The 15,485-nt window shown below is 64.5% G+C and carries 16 protein-coding genes and 2 tRNA genes; 15 read left to right on the forward strand and 3 right to left on the reverse strand.

The features are described 5' to 3' along the window. Positions 1–108 precede the first annotated feature (108 nt). The 8 genes from CFY91_RS03745 to CFY91_RS03780 all read left to right on the forward strand — a co-directional run bounded on the left by CFY91_RS03745 (position 109) and on the right by CFY91_RS03780 (position 5,929). Positions 109–185: transfer RNA gene (locus CFY91_RS03745), tRNA-Met, on the forward strand. Positions 186–303: 118 nt separating this feature from the next. Beyond that, a tRNA-Met gene (locus CFY91_RS03750) sits at positions 304–380 on the forward strand. 398 nt (positions 381–778) lie between these two features. Beyond that, positions 779–1,006 carry a hypothetical protein gene (locus CFY91_RS03755; protein ID WP_093985013.1) on the forward strand — a complete coding sequence of 76 codons (228 nt, stop codon included), beginning with the start codon at positions 779–781 and terminating at the stop codon, positions 1,004–1,006. A gap of 66 nt (positions 1,007–1,072) precedes the next feature. Then, positions 1,073–1,627 (forward strand): cytochrome b, encoded by a 555-nt coding sequence (locus CFY91_RS03760; RefSeq protein WP_093985014.1) that lies wholly within the window; start codon positions 1,073–1,075, stop codon positions 1,625–1,627. A 106-nt stretch (positions 1,628–1,733) separates the two neighbouring features. Continuing rightward, positions 1,734–3,059 (forward strand): 30S ribosomal protein S12 methylthiotransferase RimO, encoded by a 1,326-nt coding sequence (gene rimO, locus CFY91_RS03765; RefSeq protein WP_093985015.1) that lies wholly within the window; start codon positions 1,734–1,736, stop codon positions 3,057–3,059. 85 nt (positions 3,060–3,144) lie between these two features. Continuing rightward, complete coding sequence (locus CFY91_RS03770; RefSeq protein ID WP_093985016.1) at positions 3,145–3,846, forward strand: RNA pseudouridine synthase; 702 nt, start codon at positions 3,145–3,147, stop codon at positions 3,844–3,846. 87 nt (positions 3,847–3,933) lie between these two features. Next, the gene (gene trpB / locus CFY91_RS03775) at positions 3,934–5,142 is read left to right on the forward strand and encodes a tryptophan synthase subunit beta (RefSeq protein WP_093985017.1); all 1,209 of its coding nucleotides are present in this window, start codon (positions 3,934–3,936) and stop codon (positions 5,140–5,142) included. Positions 5,143–5,230: 88 nt separating this feature from the next. After that, positions 5,231–5,929, forward strand: coding sequence for a penicillin-insensitive murein endopeptidase (locus tag CFY91_RS03780; protein ID WP_093985018.1), 699 nt, complete (start codon positions 5,231–5,233; stop codon positions 5,927–5,929). 49 nt (positions 5,930–5,978) lie between these two features. Here the strand turns inward: CFY91_RS03780 and CFY91_RS03785 are convergent, their stop codons facing one another. Continuing rightward, the gene (locus tag CFY91_RS03785) at positions 5,979–6,851 is read right to left on the reverse strand and encodes a LysR family transcriptional regulator (protein ID WP_093985019.1); all 873 of its coding nucleotides are present in this window, start codon (positions 6,849–6,851) and stop codon (positions 5,979–5,981) included. 118 nt (positions 6,852–6,969) lie between these two features. Between CFY91_RS03785 and CFY91_RS03790 the strand changes: the two genes are divergently transcribed. The 7 genes from CFY91_RS03790 to CFY91_RS03820 all read left to right on the forward strand — a co-directional run bounded on the left by CFY91_RS03790 (position 6,970) and on the right by CFY91_RS03820 (position 12,411). Beyond that, on the forward strand, positions 6,970–7,656 hold the full coding sequence (locus tag CFY91_RS03790; RefSeq protein ID WP_093985020.1) for an MOSC domain-containing protein: 687 nt from the start codon (positions 6,970–6,972) through the stop codon (positions 7,654–7,656). Next, a complete protein-coding gene (locus tag CFY91_RS03795; protein WP_093985021.1) occupies positions 7,653–7,895 on the forward strand; it encodes a hypothetical protein in 243 nt (80 codons plus the stop codon). Before CFY91_RS03790 ends, CFY91_RS03795 begins: the two co-directional genes overlap by 4 nt. Next, on the forward strand, positions 7,882–9,072 hold the full coding sequence (locus CFY91_RS03800) for an aminotransferase class III-fold pyridoxal phosphate-dependent enzyme (RefSeq protein ID WP_093985022.1): 1,191 nt from the start codon (positions 7,882–7,884) through the stop codon (positions 9,070–9,072). Before CFY91_RS03795 ends, CFY91_RS03800 begins: the two co-directional genes overlap by 14 nt. 94 nt (positions 9,073–9,166) lie before the next feature. Beyond that, the gene (locus CFY91_RS03805; protein ID WP_093985023.1) at positions 9,167–9,712 is read left to right on the forward strand and encodes an iron transporter; all 546 of its coding nucleotides are present in this window, start codon (positions 9,167–9,169) and stop codon (positions 9,710–9,712) included. 99 nt (positions 9,713–9,811) lie between these two features. Continuing rightward, entirely contained in the window at positions 9,812–10,138 is a 327-nt protein-coding gene (locus CFY91_RS03810; protein WP_093985024.1) for a cupredoxin domain-containing protein, read from the forward strand. 51 nt (positions 10,139–10,189) lie between these two features. Further along, positions 10,190–11,047 carry an FTR1 family iron permease gene (locus CFY91_RS03815; RefSeq protein WP_093985025.1) on the forward strand — a complete coding sequence of 286 codons (858 nt, stop codon included), beginning with the start codon at positions 10,190–10,192 and terminating at the stop codon, positions 11,045–11,047. Further along, entirely contained in the window at positions 11,044–12,411 is a 1,368-nt protein-coding gene (locus CFY91_RS03820) for a 4Fe-4S binding protein (RefSeq protein ID WP_093985026.1), read from the forward strand. Before CFY91_RS03815 ends, CFY91_RS03820 begins: the two co-directional genes overlap by 4 nt. Here the strand turns inward: CFY91_RS03820 and amn are convergent, their stop codons facing one another. Beyond that, positions 12,412–13,887, reverse strand: a complete 1,476-nt coding sequence (amn, locus tag CFY91_RS03825; RefSeq protein WP_165765296.1) for an AMP nucleosidase — start codon at positions 13,885–13,887, stop codon at positions 12,412–12,414. It abuts the gene before it with no gap. Between the two features lie 67 nt (positions 13,888–13,954). Further along, positions 13,955–15,418: a TrkH family potassium uptake protein gene (locus CFY91_RS03830; protein WP_093985221.1), complete on the reverse strand. Its 1,464-nt coding sequence runs from the start codon at positions 15,416–15,418 to the stop codon at positions 13,955–13,957. Positions 15,419–15,485: the final 67 nt, after the last annotated feature.

Consider the following 15,485-nt stretch of genomic DNA (forward strand, 5'->3'; position numbering starts at 1 on the left):
GCCTGGCGGAAGCTCAGTGTATCACTGGCAGCAGCTAAGCCTCTGAACAAAATAGCTTTTTTCACAAGAACAGGTTGACAGAGCGCCGCCTGTACGTAGAATGGCCGGCGCGGGATGGAGCAGTCTGGTAGCTCGTCGGGCTCATAACCCGAAGGTCGTAGGTTCAAATCCTGCTCCCGCAACCAGTTTTCTCGGAAAGCCACTCTTCGGAGTGGCTTTTTCGTTTTCGCGTTCTTGATTCAATCAATTTATCAATTCGCAAATATCGATTGACAAAGCACACGCAATCGATAGAATGGCCGCCGCGGGATGGAGCAGTCTGGTAGCTCGTCGGGCTCATAACCCGAAGGTCGTAGGTTCAAATCCTGCTCCCGCAACCAGTTTAGTGCCAGGCCCTGACTGCAACCCAGTCAGGGCCTGGTTTTTTATTGAACCTTGAAAAGCGTGCACTGCCCGCCTGGTTCATCTCACTTCGCCGATGCGCGATCTTCGCCCAGCCAGTTGCTTGCACAGCGCTGGACGAATCCGCAGCCGCCAGCCAGGACCTTGCCTGGTCGCGGCCAGCCTGTCACGCAACTGACGCATCGCGCTGCTAGCGTTCCTCTCACGCACAACACAGGCCCAGGCCCGACGTGCCGCACAGGGACCCGCCGGAAAGGCTCCATCCGGGAACTTTTCCGCCACCCACCGCTCCGACAAGGACTATCCGGCTCACCTCGCCGGTTCGGACGGAACAATCGCGACCACAAGTCGCCTTGCACTCTTAAAGGAATACCGCATGTCTATCCAACAACAAGCACAACGTGCCATCCATACCCTGCACCAGGCCTTCGCCCCCATGCAGTGCCTGATCGCCGCACAAAGCCGCAAGGGCAGCTTCAGCTTCACACTGCTCGACGCCCAGGGCGTGGCCCGCCGCAGCGAGCGCCTCTACCCCGAGCACTTTGCCGACCAGCAACGTCTGCAGGCCGTGATTGAACGGACCCGCCAGTCGCTGCGCGCCTGAGCATCCGTTAAGCCTCAGTTAAGCCAGCTCGACTAAGCTGGGAACACCCCTCCCGAGGATTGTCCCATGAGCTGGAAAAATACCCCCGCACGCTACGGTCACCTGTCCATTGCCCTGCACTGGCTGATGCTGCTGTTATTCATCGGCGTCTACGCCTGCATCGAATTGAAAGGCAACTTTCCCAAGGGCAGCGAACCCCGCGAACTGCTTAAACAGTGGCACTTCATGCTGGGGCTGAGCATCTTTGCCCTGGTCTGGCTACGCCTGGCGGCGCGCCTGATGGCGCCGACGCCGGCCATCGTCCCACCACTGCCGCGCTGGCAGGCCCGTGTCGCCAACCTGATGCACCTGGCGTTGTATGGCCTGATGATCGGCGCGCCGCTAGCCGGCTGGATGATCCTCAGCGCCGCCGACAAACCGATCCCCTTCTACGGCCTGCAACTGCCCGCCCTGATCGCCCCCGACCAACAACTGGCCGGGCAGATCAAGGAAGCCCACGAGCTGTTTGGCCAGTTCGGCTACCTGCTGATTGGCGGACATGCCCTAGCCGCGCTGGTGCATCACTACCTGCAGCGCGACAACACCTTGACCCGCATGCTCCCCACCCGCCGCAGCCACTGAAGCGCGTCGGCAGACGACGCTGGCCAAGCGCGGCCGGCGCCGCTAGAATTGCGCGCTTTTTGATCAGCGGCGCCGTTGGCGCCTGCCACGTCCGCCAGAGGTATCCATGACCAGCACCTCCTCGCCGAAAGTCGGCTTTGTTTCCCTTGGCTGCCCCAAGGCCACGGTCGACTCCGAGCGCATCCTCACCCAGCTGCGCCAGGAGGGTTACCAGATCGTGCCCACCTACGAGGACGCCGATGTGGTGGTGGTCAACACCTGTGGCTTCATCGACAGCGCCAAGGCCGAGTCACTGGACACCATCGGCGAGGCCATCGCCGAGAATGGCAAGGTCATCGTCACCGGCTGCATGGGCGTGGCCGAGGATGCCATCCGCAATGTGCATCCCAGCGTACTCGCGGTGACCGGCCCGCAGCAGTACGAGCAGGTGGTGCAGGCGGTGCATGAAGTGGTACCGCCGAAGATCGACCACGATCCGTTTGTCGACCTGGTTCCACCGCAGGGCATCAAGCTGACCCCGCGCCACTATGCCTATCTGAAGATTTCCGAAGGCTGCAACCACAGTTGCAGCTTCTGCATCATCCCCTCGATGCGCGGCAAGCTGGTCAGCCGCCCGGTCGGCGAGGTGCTCTCCGAAGCCGAACGCCTGGTCAAGGCCGGCGTCAAGGAAATCCTGGTGATCAGCCAGGACACCAGCGCCTATGGCGTCGACCTCAAGTACAAGATGGACTTCTGGGACGGCCAGCCGATCAAGAGCCGCCTGCTCGAACTCTGCGAAGCCCTTGGCAAGATGGGTGTGTGGGTACGCCTGCACTATGTCTACCCCTACCCGAATGTCGACGACCTGATTCCGCTGATGGCCGCCGGGAAGATCCTTCCTTACCTGGACATCCCCTTCCAGCACGCCAGCCCCAAGGTGCTCAAGGCCATGAAGCGCCCGGCCTTCGAGGATCAGACCCTGCAGCGTATCAAGCGCTGGCGAGAGATTTGCCCCGAGTTGACCATCCGCTCCACCTTCATCGTTGGCTTCCCCGGCGAAACCGAGGAAGACTTCCAGTACCTGCTCGACTGGCTGAGCGAAGCGCAGCTGGATCGTGTCGGCTGTTTCCAGTACAGCCCGGTAGACGGTGCCCCGGCCAACGAACTGGGCCTGGAGCCGGTAGCCGACGAGATCAAGCAGGCCCGCTGGGAACGCTTCATGGCCCATCAGCAGGCCATCAGTGCGCAGCGCCTGCAGGCCAAGATCGGCCGTGAAATCGAAGTGCTGGTCGATGAAGTGGACGAGGAAGGCGCCGTGGCGCGCTCCTGGGCGGATGCGCCGGAAATCGACGGTAGCGTGTTCATCGACGCGCCCCAGCTGCAACCAGGTGACAAGGTACGCGTGCGCATCGTCGATGCCGACGAATACGACCTGTGGGCCGAGCTGGTCTGAAGCCTCACCGCTGAACCTGAGGGCCGGCCTTGTCGGCCCTGTTCCATTGCCAGCCGGGTGACTCTCCCCGGCACCGAGAGCCTGCATGTCTGAGACCCAACGCCTGTCCAAGCGCCTGATCGCCCTGATCGGCTGTTCGCGCCGCGAAGCCGAGTTGTACATCGAGGGTGGCTGGGTCACGGTCGACGGCATCGTGGTCGACCAGCCGCAATTTGCCGTCGGCAACCAGCAGGTCAGCCTGCTGTCGGGAGCACGCGCCGAAGCCCTGCCGGAAGTGAGCCTGTTGTGGCATCAACCCGCTCTCCCTGATAGCCAGGGCGAGCTGCGCGATGACCAGCACTGGGCGGATGATCCCAGCCCGCTGCGGCCACTCAAGGCGCATCTCAAGCGCCAGCAGCAGGCCCTGCCGCTGCCCGCCGGGGCCTCCGGCCTGGTGCTGTTCAGCCAGGACTGGCGTACCCTGCGCAAGCTGCGCGAAGACGCTGCCCGCCTGGAGCAAGAGTTCATTGTCGCGGTGCGTGGCGAGCTGGCTCCCGGCGGACTGGAACGCCTGCGCCAGGGCATCTCGTGGCAGGGCCGCCAGTTGCCGCGTTGCAAGGCCAGCTGGCAGAACGAAAGCCATCTGCGTCTGGTCCTCAAGCAGCCCGGCGAGCATTGCCTGCAGCAACTGTGCGCGAGCGTAGGCCTGCATGTCGCCGCGCTGAAACGCATCCGCGTCGGCGGCGTCAGCATGGGCAAACTGCCGGCCGGGCAATGGCGCTACCTGGGCGAACGCGAGCGCTTCTAGCCCTGCGACCGACGGTCGCACGATTCCTGACCGAGGCGCCAATCGGTAAGATGCGCCATCGCCCGCCGACCCGATGGAATCGACACCATGAGCAACACCCGCGAATTTGCCGCCATGCCGGATGCCCAGGGCTTCTTCGGCCCCTATGGTGGCCAGTACGTTCCGCCCGAACTGAAACAGGCCATGGACGACATCAACCGCGCCTATGAGGAAATCCGCCAGCGCGCCGATTTCCAGGAAGAACTGGCCAGCCTGTTCGCCGACTATGTCGGCCGCCCCAGCCCGATCTTCCACGCCCGCCGTCTGTCCAGTCAGCTGGGTGGTGCGCAGATCCATCTGAAGCGCGAAGACCTCAATCACACCGGCGCCCACAAGATCAATCACTGCCTGGGCGAGGCCCTGCTGGCCAAGTTCATGGGCAAGCAGAAAGTCATCGCCGAAACTGGCGCCGGACAGCATGGCGTGGCGCTGGCCACCGCTTGCGCATTGGTCGGCATTCCCTGCGAGATCCACATGGGCCAGGTGGACATCGAGAAGGAACACCCCAACGTCACCAAGATGAAGATCCTCGGCTGCAAGCTGGTGCCAGTGACTCGCGGTGCGGCAACCCTCAAGGAAGCGGTGGACAGTGCCTTCGAGGAATACCTCAAGGACCCGCACAACTACATCTACGCCATCGGCTCGGTGGTCGGCCCGCATCCGTTCCCGAAGATGGTCCGCGATTTCCAGGCCATCATCGGCAACGAGGCACGCGAGCAGTTTCTCAGCCGGCATGGTCGCCTGCCTGACTATGTGAGCGCCTGTGTGGGAGGTGGCTCCAACGCCATGGGCATGTTCACCGCGTTCCTCGCCGATGAGGCTGTCAACCTGGTCGGCGTGGAACCTGCCGGCGAAGGGCTGGAGCGCGAAGGCCGACATTCGGCCACGCTGAGCAAAGGTAAGCCCGGCCAGTTGCATGGCATGGCCTGCTACGTGCTGGAAGATGCCCAGGGCCAGCCGGCCGCCGTGCATTCGATCGCCTCCGGGCTGGATTACCCCGGGGTCGGCCCGCAGCACAGCTACCTGAAGGATATTGGCCGGGTCAGCTACCAGACCGCCACCGACCAGGAATGTCTGGAGGCCTTCATGACCCTGTCGCGCGTGGAAGGCATCATCCCCGCCCTGGAAAGTGCACATGTCGTGGCCTGGGCCATGCGCGTAGCGCCCAGCCTGCCAGCCGACCAGCACATCCTGGTCAACCTGTCCGGGCGTGGCGACAAGGATGCCGACTACGTCGCCAATCTGCTCGGTCTGTAGCCCTCCGCCACGGCAAGCGGCTCGACCGGCGCCGCGCCGCGGGGTATAAAATCGCCCCCGGCGCAGCGCGCCCCATCAAGGATGATCCATGCACCCTGTCTTCCCCGCCGCTTCGCTACTGGCCGCCCTGCTCCTGCTGGGCAGCGCTCTGAGCCACGCCGGCGAACCGGCTAGCCAGTGTTTCGGCAGCACCGCGGCAGGACGCCTGGAAAACGGCTGGGCATTGCCCGGCGAAGGACCCAATTTCCAGGCCTATAGCCAGTTGGCGGCACTCGCCGGACGCACCTATGTACACAGCCAGGTGCATGCCGTGGTGGTCGATGCCTACGCCCGCCTGCAGCAGAGCGCGCCCGAGGTACGCTACGTCTACGGCGAGACGGGTTGGCGGCAAGGCGGTCCCTTTGCACCGCACAAAACCCACCAGAACGGCCTGTCCGTCGACTTTTTTGTCCCCGTGCGCAATGCCCAGGGCGACAGCGCGCTGTTGCCCATCGGCCTGGACAATCGCCTGGGCTACGACATCGAGTTCGACCAGCAGGGCCGTTATGCCGCCCTGCACATCGACTACCCGGCCATGGCCCGGCACCTCTGGGCCCTGCACGCCGCCGCGCGCCAGCAGGGTATCGCCATCCAGCGAGTGATCTTCGACCCAGTGCTGCTCGCCCAACTACTGGCCAGCAAGGAAGGCCGCGGCCTGGACAAGGTCATGTACTTCTCACCCAACAAGCCCTGGGTGCGCCATGACGAGCACTACCACATCGACTTCCAGCTGCCCTGCAAGCCTTAGCCGGCCATTCCCTGGACAGCGGCGCTGGGCAACGGCCTGGCAGCCAGGCTCAATCCTCCAGTAAGGCCCGCAACAGCGCCAGACTGGCCTGCTGGCGCTGGCTGTCGCGGTAGAGCAGGCCTACCTGCAAGGCGATCGGCGGCTCGCTGATCGGCTTCCACAACAGCTGCTGGTTGGCATGCAGGCGCTGGGCACGGGCCGGCAGTACGCTGGCCAGGCCGGTGTGCGCCAGGCTGTCGAGAATCCCGGCAATGTGATTGAGTTCGGCGCGCAGCCGCGGCCGCCGCCCCTCGCGGGCCAACTGCTCCTGCCAGACCTGGCGCACCCGGAACTCCTCGCCCAGCAACAGCATCGGCTGCTCGGCAGCCTGCGCCAGCGACACCTTGCGAAATGCCTGCAGCGCATGCCCGGGCGCCACCACCAGCTGCAGCTCGTCCTCGTAGAGCAGCTGCCCATGCAGGGCGGCCTGGCGCGGCGGCAGGTAGCTGATGCCGATGTCCAGGCTGCCGGCCAGCAGGCGTCGTTCGATCTCCGCCGCCGACAGCTCATGGATCTGCACCAGCCAATGCGGCTGACGCTGCTGTAAACGTTCCAGCAAAGCTGGCACCAGGCTGGCATTGACCGTTTGCAAAACTCCCAGGGCCAGGGTCTGGCTGGCCTGCCCGCGAAACACCTGCAGCGCCTCGCGGGTACGTTCGGCAGCGCGCAGCAGTTCCCGGGCATGGCCATACAGGCTGTGCGCCGCCAGCGTGGGGCTGAGCCCACGCCCCTGGCGCTGAAACAGCTCCACCTGCAGGTTCTCCTGCAAATGCCGCATCTGCTGCGAGAGCGCCGGTTGCGACAGACACAACCGTTCAGCGGCGCGCCCGACATGGGCTTCCTCGTAGAGCGCGACGAAATAGCGCAACTGGCGCAAATCCATAAGCATCCCTTATGAAAAAAACTGCTATTTCCAAATAGTAGCTGAGCGAGCCGACTTTTAGACTGCCTTGAAAACCATATATCCAGTAGCCATCCAGCGAACCACACGCGGGGTCATCATGCAGATTTGCGGCGTTTACTTAGGAAAAACCAAAGAAATTTACCCAGACCTGCTCAGCGCCATCGACAAGCAGCCGGCTCTCGGCGAGCTCTGGCTGGACAGCCTCGGCCTGCGTGGCGACGAGCAGGCCGACAGCCGCGTGCATGGCGGCAGCGAGCGTGCACTGCATCACTACCCGGCCGAGCACTACGCGTACTGGCAGCAGCACTTCCCCGCACAGGCCTGGCAGGCGCCGGCCTTTGGGGAAAATCTTTCCAGCCTGGGCCTTGTGGAAAGCCAGGTGTGTATCGGCGACATTTTCAGCTGGGGCGAAGCCGTGCTGCAGGTCAGCCAGCCCCGCTCGCCCTGCTACCGCCTGTGGCGGCGCTGGAACCTCGCCGAGCTGCCCCAGCTCATGCAGGGCAACGGCCGGTGCGGCTGGCTGTACCGCGTGCTGCAGCCGGGACGGGTCAGTGCCACGGCGCGCTGGCAGCGGCTGCAGGGCGATGGCCAGCGCCTGAGCGTGGCCGAAGCCCTGCATCACTACTTGCAGGCTCCGTTGCAGCGCGACGGCCTGCAGCGCCTGGCCGACTGCGCAACACTGACCCCGCGCTGGCGCCAGACCGCCGCCGAGCGCCTGCGCAGCGGCGGCGTCGAAGACTGGCAGCGGCGCCTCACCGGCGTAGCCAGCGAGGCGAGGCAATGAGCGACTACCAGATCAGCCTGTATGCCCAGGACGTGCTGCTGACCTGCATGCCGGTCAGCGCCCGCCACTACCCGACGCTGCTGGCCCTGCTGCGCCAGCGCTTTAGCGAACAGCAGGGCTTTACCCTGCAGGTACAGCGCCGCCATGAGGTACGCCGACTGATCGAGCAGGGGCCGGCTGGCATTCGCCTGCTCGGCGTGGACTATCACCTGGAGACGGTTACCGATGAACAGCCCTGAGCCACACAACTACCTGATGCAGACCTGCCAGCGCCCGCCACAGTGCTTCGTCGCCGGCCAGGGCTCCTGGCTGGAAGATCAGCAGGGGCGCCGCCTGCTCGACTTCACCCAGGGCTGGGCAGTCAACAGCCTGGGGCACAGCCCGCAGGCAGTGGTCCAGGCGCTCTGCACGCAGGCCGCCCAACTGATTAACCCCGGCCCCGGCCTGTATAACGCTCCGGCACTGGCCCTCGCCGCGCGGCTCTGCCAGGCCACGGGGTTCGACCAGGCGTATTTCCTCAACAGCGGCGCCGAAGCCAACGAAGGGGCGATCAAGCTGGCACGCAAGTGGGGGCAACTGCACAAGCCAGGCGCCTGGCGGATTGTCACCCTGCAGCACAGTTTCCACGGACGCACCCTGGCCACCATGGCCGCCTCCGGCAAGCCGGCCTTCGCCACGCTGTTCGAGCCCAAGCCGGACGGCTTCGACAAGGTGCCGCTAAACGACCTGCCCGCCCTGGCCGCCTGCCTGGGCCACGAGCACGTGGCGGTGCTGCTCGAACCCGTGCAGGGTGAAGCCGGCGTACGGCTAGCCGACCCGCGCTATCTGCAAGGCGTGGCACGCCTGTGCCGTGAACGCCAGGCCCTGTTGATTCTCGACGAGGTACAAACCGGCATGGGACGCTGCGGCGCACTGCTCGCTGCCCAGCACTACGGGATACAGGCCGACATCCTCACCCTTGGCAAAGGCCTGGGTGGCGGCGTGCCACTGGCCGCACTGCTGGCGCGCAACGCCGCCTGCTGCTTCGCCCCCGGTGAGCAGGGTGGCACCTACCATGGCAACCCGTTGATGTGTGCCGTCGGTCTGGCGGTGCTGGAGCAGCTGCTGAGTGATGGTTTCCTCGCCCAGGTGCGCGAGCGCGCCGCGCAACTGCAGGAAGGCCTGACTCAGCTGGCCGAGCGCTTTGCCCTGGGCCAGCCGCGCGGCCTGGGCCTGTTGCAGGCGCTGCCCTTGCCCGCCGGCAACGCCGCCGAGCTGGCCCACCAGGCCCAGCAGCATGGCTTGCTGGTCAATGCGGCACAGCCGGACGTGCTGCGTTTTTCCCCAGCCCTGAATGTCACGGCCCATGAAGTGGAACTGGCCCTGGGCTGCCTGGAAAAGGCCCTGCACAGCCTGGCACTCGGAAATACTTTGTAAAAATCCAGTAAAAATTGACGAGAATCATTATCAGCAGCAAGCGCAGCGCATTAGCATGGACGCCTGTTCATTACCACGCTAACGGAGTTGCTCCATGTCTCGTCTTGCCCTGCTTCCCCTGGCTGCCCTGCTGGCAGCCGGCAGCCTGCACGCCAAGGAATACCCGATTGGTGAGCCGCAGCAATGTGGCGGCCTGGAAATCGGCGCGGTGTACCTGCAGCCTATCGAAATGGACCCACCTGGCGTCATGCGCGCCGCTGCGGAATCCGACGTGCACATGGAAGCCGATATCAGCGCGCTGGAAAACAACCCGCAAGGCTTCCAGGAAGGCAGTTTCGTGCCCTACCTGAATGTCAGCTACATCCTCAGCAAGGTCGGCGGGCAGACCCAGCAGGGTGACTTCCACGCCATGGTGGCCAATGACGGCCCGCACTACGGCGACAACATCAAGCTGCAAGGGCCAGGCAAGTACCAGCTGACCTACATCATCACCCCACCCGACGCCCAGGCGAATGCGCATGGCGGGCATGACTTTGGCCGGCATACCGACAAGGAAACCGGCGTGCAGCCCTGGTTCGAGCGGTGCGAACTGAAGTACGAGTTCACCTATGCCGGCATCGGCAAGAAAGGCGGCTACTGATCGCCGCCGGCAGGTACGCCATGCGCTGCCTGCCGCTGCTTGCTTCCCCCGGGGCGCGTCCGCAGAGGTCGCGCCCGCTGTCGTTTGTGGAGCCTGAACATGCGTCATGTGATTTTCCTGCTGGCCACCCTGGGCCTGGCCAGCACCAGCCAGGCCGCCGGCCTGCCCACCTACGAACTGCACGTCAGGGATGGCCAGTTCACCCCGCCGCGCCTGCAAGTACCTGCCGGCCAGCGCTTCAAGATCATCGTCAAGAACGTCGGCACAGGCCCCATCGAGTTCGAAAGCACCCCGCTGCGCGTGGAAAAGGTGCTGTCTCCCGGTGCCCAGTCGTTCGTGGTGATTCACCCGTTGAAACCCGGACGCTACCCGTTTTTCGACGAGTTCCGCATGGACCTGCCCGAAGGCGAGATCATCGCCCAGTGATTCACCCCCTGCTCAGAGGCGCGCGGTGCGCCGCAGTCGAGGAGACCTACTATGGGCCAAGCCCTGTTCATCGTCTGGCGTGAAAGCATCGAAGCACTGCTGGTCGTCGGTATTCTGTATGCCTGGTTGCAGCGACAACCGGATAACCGCCTGGCCATGCGTCACCTGTGGGCTGGCGTAGCCCTTGGCCTGGGCCTGGCCAGCCTGCTGGGCGCGGCCATGATGCTGGCCGGCAGCTGGCTCAACGACAGTGCCGGCGAATGGTTCCAGGCCGGCATGACCTTGTGCGCCAGCCTGCTGATCCTGCATATGCTGGCCTGGATGGCGCGGCACGGCCGACAACTCCGCCGCGAGCTGGAAAGCCAGGCCGGCAGCGCTCTGCAGGAGGGCCGCTACCTGAGCCTGATGCTACTGGTCATGCTGGCCATTGCCCGGGAAGGCAGCGAAACGGTGATATTCCTCTACGGGGTCGGCAGCCAGCCGGGCACCGAACTGGCCGGTTTCATCACGGGTGGCCTGCTCGGCCTGCTGCTCGGCCTGCTGTGCTTCTACCTGCTGCAACAAAGCAGCAAGGTGATTGGCTGGCAGGTGTTCTTCCGGGTCAGTGAAGTGCTGTTGCTGCTACTCGGCTGCGCCATGCTGATGGCCAGCCTTGATCGCATCAGCGGCCAGCTAATGGGCATGGAGCTACCCGAGTATGCCTATGAGCTGCTGGGTGATGCGCTATGGGATAGCTCGGCGCTGCTCGACGACGGCTCGCGGGGCGGCATGCTGATCGCCAGCCTGACCGGCTACCGGGCCATGCCGTCGCTGTTCGCCGTGCTCGGCCTGGCCGCCTACTGGGCGCTGGCCGTGCGCTTGCTGTGGCGCCCCAAGCCGCACCCGCTGTACCAGGAAGCACGCGGATGAACGCCCTACTGCAAGACCGCCTGGCGGCCCTCGGCGATGCCATGCGCCAGCACGCCCGGCTGATCCGCCGCCTGCAATGGCTGGTCGTGCTGTTCTACGCCGTATTACTGGTCATCCCCGCCCTGCTGCCGCTGCCGGATGGCCAGGCACGCCTGCTGGACAACCTGACGGTATTCGCCCAGTTCGTGTTCTGGGGTATCTGGTGGCCGTTCGTATTGCTGTCAATGGTACTGTTCGGCCGCCTGTGGTGCGGCACTTTGTGCCCGGAAGGCTCGCTCAGCGAGTGGGCCAGCGAACGCGGCCTGGGACGCGGCACCCCGCGCTGGCTACGCTGGGGCGGCTGGCCCAGCGTGGGGTTTGCCCTGACCACCCTCTACGGTCAGCTGATCAGCGTCTACGACTATGCCCAGGCGGCGCTGCTGATCCTCGGCGGCTCCACCGTGGCGGCCATGCTGGTGGGCTTTCTGTACGGGCGCGGCAAGCGCGTCTGGTGTCGCTACCTGTGTCCGGTCAGTGGCGTGTTTGCCCTGCTTGCCAAACTCGCCCCCGTGCAGTTCCGCACCAACGAAGCACGCTGGCTGGATAACCCGCCGCCCCATCTGCCGCCACCAAACTGCGCACCGCTGCTGGACATCCGTCGCCTGCACAGCGCCTCCGATTGCCATGCCTGCGGACGCTGCAGCGGCCAGCGCGATGCGGTACGGCTGATCGCCCGCTCGTGCAACGACGAAGTCATCCACTATGGCGGCGAGGCGGACAATGCCTGGAGCGTCCGGCTGTTGCTGTTCGGCGTGATCGGCCTGGCCATGGGCGCCTTCCAGTGGACGGTAAGCCCCTGGTTCATCAGCCTCAAGCAGGGCATGGCCGAATGGCTGGTCGAGCGGGATATCTTCTGGCCTCTGGAGGCCAATGCCCCCTGGTGGCTGCTCACTCACTACCCACAGCTCAACGATGCGTTCACCTGGCTCGACGGTCTGGCCATCAGCCTGTACATCCTCGCCGCCAGCGCCCTGCTCGGTGGCGGCCTGTACCTGCTGCTGCAGATGGCCTGCCGGCTCAGCGGCGCCAGCCAGGCGGTTTTCCGGCAACTAGCGCTGTGCCTGCTGCCACTGGGCGGCGCCGGGCTGTTCCTCGGCCTGTCGGCTACCACCGTCAAGCTGCTGCGCTACGAAGGACTGACCCTGCTGTGGGTCAATCCGACGCGCATGGCCCTGCTCGGTGCCGCCATGGCCTGGTGCCTGTGGTTGGGCTGGCGCGTTTGCCAGGCCCGTGCAGCGGCACAGCGCCTGCCCCTGTTCGGCGCGCTGGCCGCCGGCGTGGCGCTGGTCGGCTACGGCTGGTACCTGCAGTTCTGGGGCTGGTAGTCAGCGGAACGGCGGCTCGTCGAAACTGCGCAGCTTGCGTGAATGCAGTGCCGGCAGCTGGCCACGCAAGCGTTCCAGCGCGGCAATGGCGATATGCAGGTGCTGGCTGACCGCACGCTCGTAGAACGCACCGGCAGCCCCGGGCAGCTTCAATTCGCTGTGCAGCGGCTTGTCCGATACGCACAGCAGGGTGCCGTAGGGCACCCGCAGGCGATACCCCTGGGCGGCAATGGTGCCGCTCTCCATATCCACCGCCACGGCGCGCGACAGATTGATCAGCGCCCGCTCATGAGCCCAGTGCAGCTCCCAGTTGCGGTCATCGTAGGTCAGCACGGTGCCGGTACGCAGGCGGCGTTTGAGGGCATCGCCCTGTTCACCGGTGACTGCCGCCGCCGCCTCCTGCAAGGCCTGTTGCACTTCGGCCAGCGCCGGCAGGGGAATATGCGGCGGCAGCACGCGGTCGAGGATACCGTCGCGGCGCATATAGGCGTGCGCCAGCACATAGTCGCCAATGGTCTGCGACTGACGCAGGCCGCCGCAGTGGCCGATCATCAGCCAGCAATGCGGACGCAGCACGGCCAGGTGGTCGGTGATGTTCTTGGCGTTGGACGGCCCCACACCGATGTTGACCAGGGTGATGCCATGCCCGTCGCTGGCAATCAGGTGGTAGGCCGGCATCTGGTAGCGGTGCCAGACCACCGCGTCAGCCACCGCCTGAGCCTCTTCCTCTGCAGTGCCGCGCTCGATGATCACATTGCCCGGCAGTACCATGCGTACAAAGCGCGGATCGTCACGCAATTGCGCCAGGCCATGGCGAATGAACTGATCGACGTAGCGGTGGTAGTTGGTCAGCAGAATCCACGGCTGCACATGCCGCCAGTCGCTGCCGGTGTAGTGCTGGATGCGCTTGAGGGAAAAGTCGGTACGCGCCGCATCGAACAGCATCAGCGGCAGGTGCTCGGCGCTCTGCCAGTCATACAGGCCATCGGCCACCGAATCCGAAGCCGCCGACAGATCGGTACTGGGGAATACCCGTGCCAGCTCGGCGGCGGTCACCCCGCTGCCGGCCAACTCATCGCCCTGTTCGATGACATAGGGATAGGGAATGGCCTGGTCGCTCAGCCCCACCTCCAACTGCACAGCAAAATCCGCCAGCAGCGGGCGCAGCTGTGCCAGCAGGTAGTTACGCATGGCCAGCGGCTGGGTCACGCTGGCCCGGTAGATCCCCGGCACCTGCACCTTGGCATAGGCCCGCGTGGTGCTCGGCACCTCGCCCTGGCACTGATAGGTCAGGCGCAGCTCCGGGTAGTAAAACCAGGCGCGCTGCGCGGCGCTGGGCAGCCGGCGCTCCTGCAGGTAACCACTCAACGCCTGGCGCAGCGCCGTGCAGGCCCGCTCATGCAACTGCGCCAGGCGCTCGACGGCCGCCTCGGCATCTTCCATGCGCAAAAACTCACGCGCCATATCCCCGCTCATGCCGCACTCCTCAGCGATAGCAACGCGCCTATCTTGCGCGAGACGCATGGCGCTGTCATGACGGCAGTCAGTCGCGCCAGAATCCCGGAGTCAGCACCACCAGGATGGTGATGATTTCCAAACGCCCCAATAGCATGCCGGCTGACAACATCCACTTTGCACTATCCGGCAAGCTGGCAAAGTTGCCGGCAGGTCCGATCACCGGCCCCAGCCCGGGCCCCACGTTGCATACTGCCGTGGCAGCGCCAGTCAGAGCAGTCACCCAGTCCAGGCCCGTCAGGGTCAGTCCCACAGCCAGCAGCCCAATAGTGATGGTAAAGAAGAACGACAGGGTAATCAGCGCACGGACGATCTCTTCATCGATCGGGTGGCCGTTGTACTGCTGACGTAATACCGCGCGCGGATGAATGATCTGCCGCAGGTTGGCCTTGAGCATCACATAGGCCACCTGGAAACGGAAAATTTTCAAGCCACCGGTAGTAGAGCCGGAACAGCCGCCGACAAAGGTCAAGTAGAAGAACATCAGTACGGCAAAGTCGCCCCACAGGGTGTAGTCACCCAGGGCAAACCCCGTGGTAGTCACCACCGAAACCACATTGAGCGTGACGATACGCAAAGCATCCAACCAGGCATGCTCGCTGTTCTGCCACAGCCAGAGGCTAAACAACAGGCAGGTAAACAACAGAAAGCCGAGCAGGCCGCGTACCTGCTGGTCACGCCAAAGCGCCCGACGATTACCACGCAGGAACGCCACATACAGGGTAAACGGCAGGCTACCGAGCAACATCAACACCACAGCTACCCAGTGCACAGCCGGTTGCGGCCAGTGTGCCAGCGAGCTGTCCGAGGTAGAGAAACCGCCCGTGGAAATCGCTGCCATGGCGTGGTTGATCGCCTCGAAGGGCGTCATACCAGCCCACCAGAACGCCAGGAACCCCAGCAAGGTAAAGGCTAGGTAAACCGCGAGGATGTACTTGGCAACCATATGTGAGCGTGGCATGACCTTTTCCGACCAGTCGGACGACTCGGTACGGAACAGCTTCATACCCCCGACCCGCAACAAGGGCAGGATCGCCACCGCCATACCGATGAAGCCAATGCCACCCAGCCAGTGCAGCATGGAACGCCAAATCAGCAGCGCCGGCGAAGCGCCATCCAGGCCGGACAGCACCGTGGCGCCGGTAGTGGTGATCCCGGACATGGTTTCGAAGAAGGCATCCGTGTAGCTGATATGCTGAATGAACACCATCGGCAACGCGGCAAACAGACACACGACCAGCCAGCTGGAGGCGGTCAGCAAGTACATGTCGCGAGGCCGCAGCTGCACATGTTGCGGACGTCCGGGCAAACTCATCAGCAACCCTGCCACCAGGGTAATCACCGCAGGCCAGAGATAGTCTCCCAGGCGATCCCCCGACAACCGTTGGCTCTCGCCGAGCATGGCCAGAATCGGCACCAACATGCTGGCCGCCAATGCCAGCAAGAAAAGCCCAAGCAAATACACAATGAGACGCAAGGTCGAGGTTGCCATGGACAACATGCCCTGGGACCGGGAAGGCGGGCGATTCTGCGCCTGCCCCCCGGCCCTGTAAATACCT

This window comes from Pseudomonas fluvialis, assembly GCF_002234375.1.
Lineage (GTDB): Bacteria > Pseudomonadota > Gammaproteobacteria > Pseudomonadales > Pseudomonadaceae > Aquipseudomonas > Aquipseudomonas fluvialis.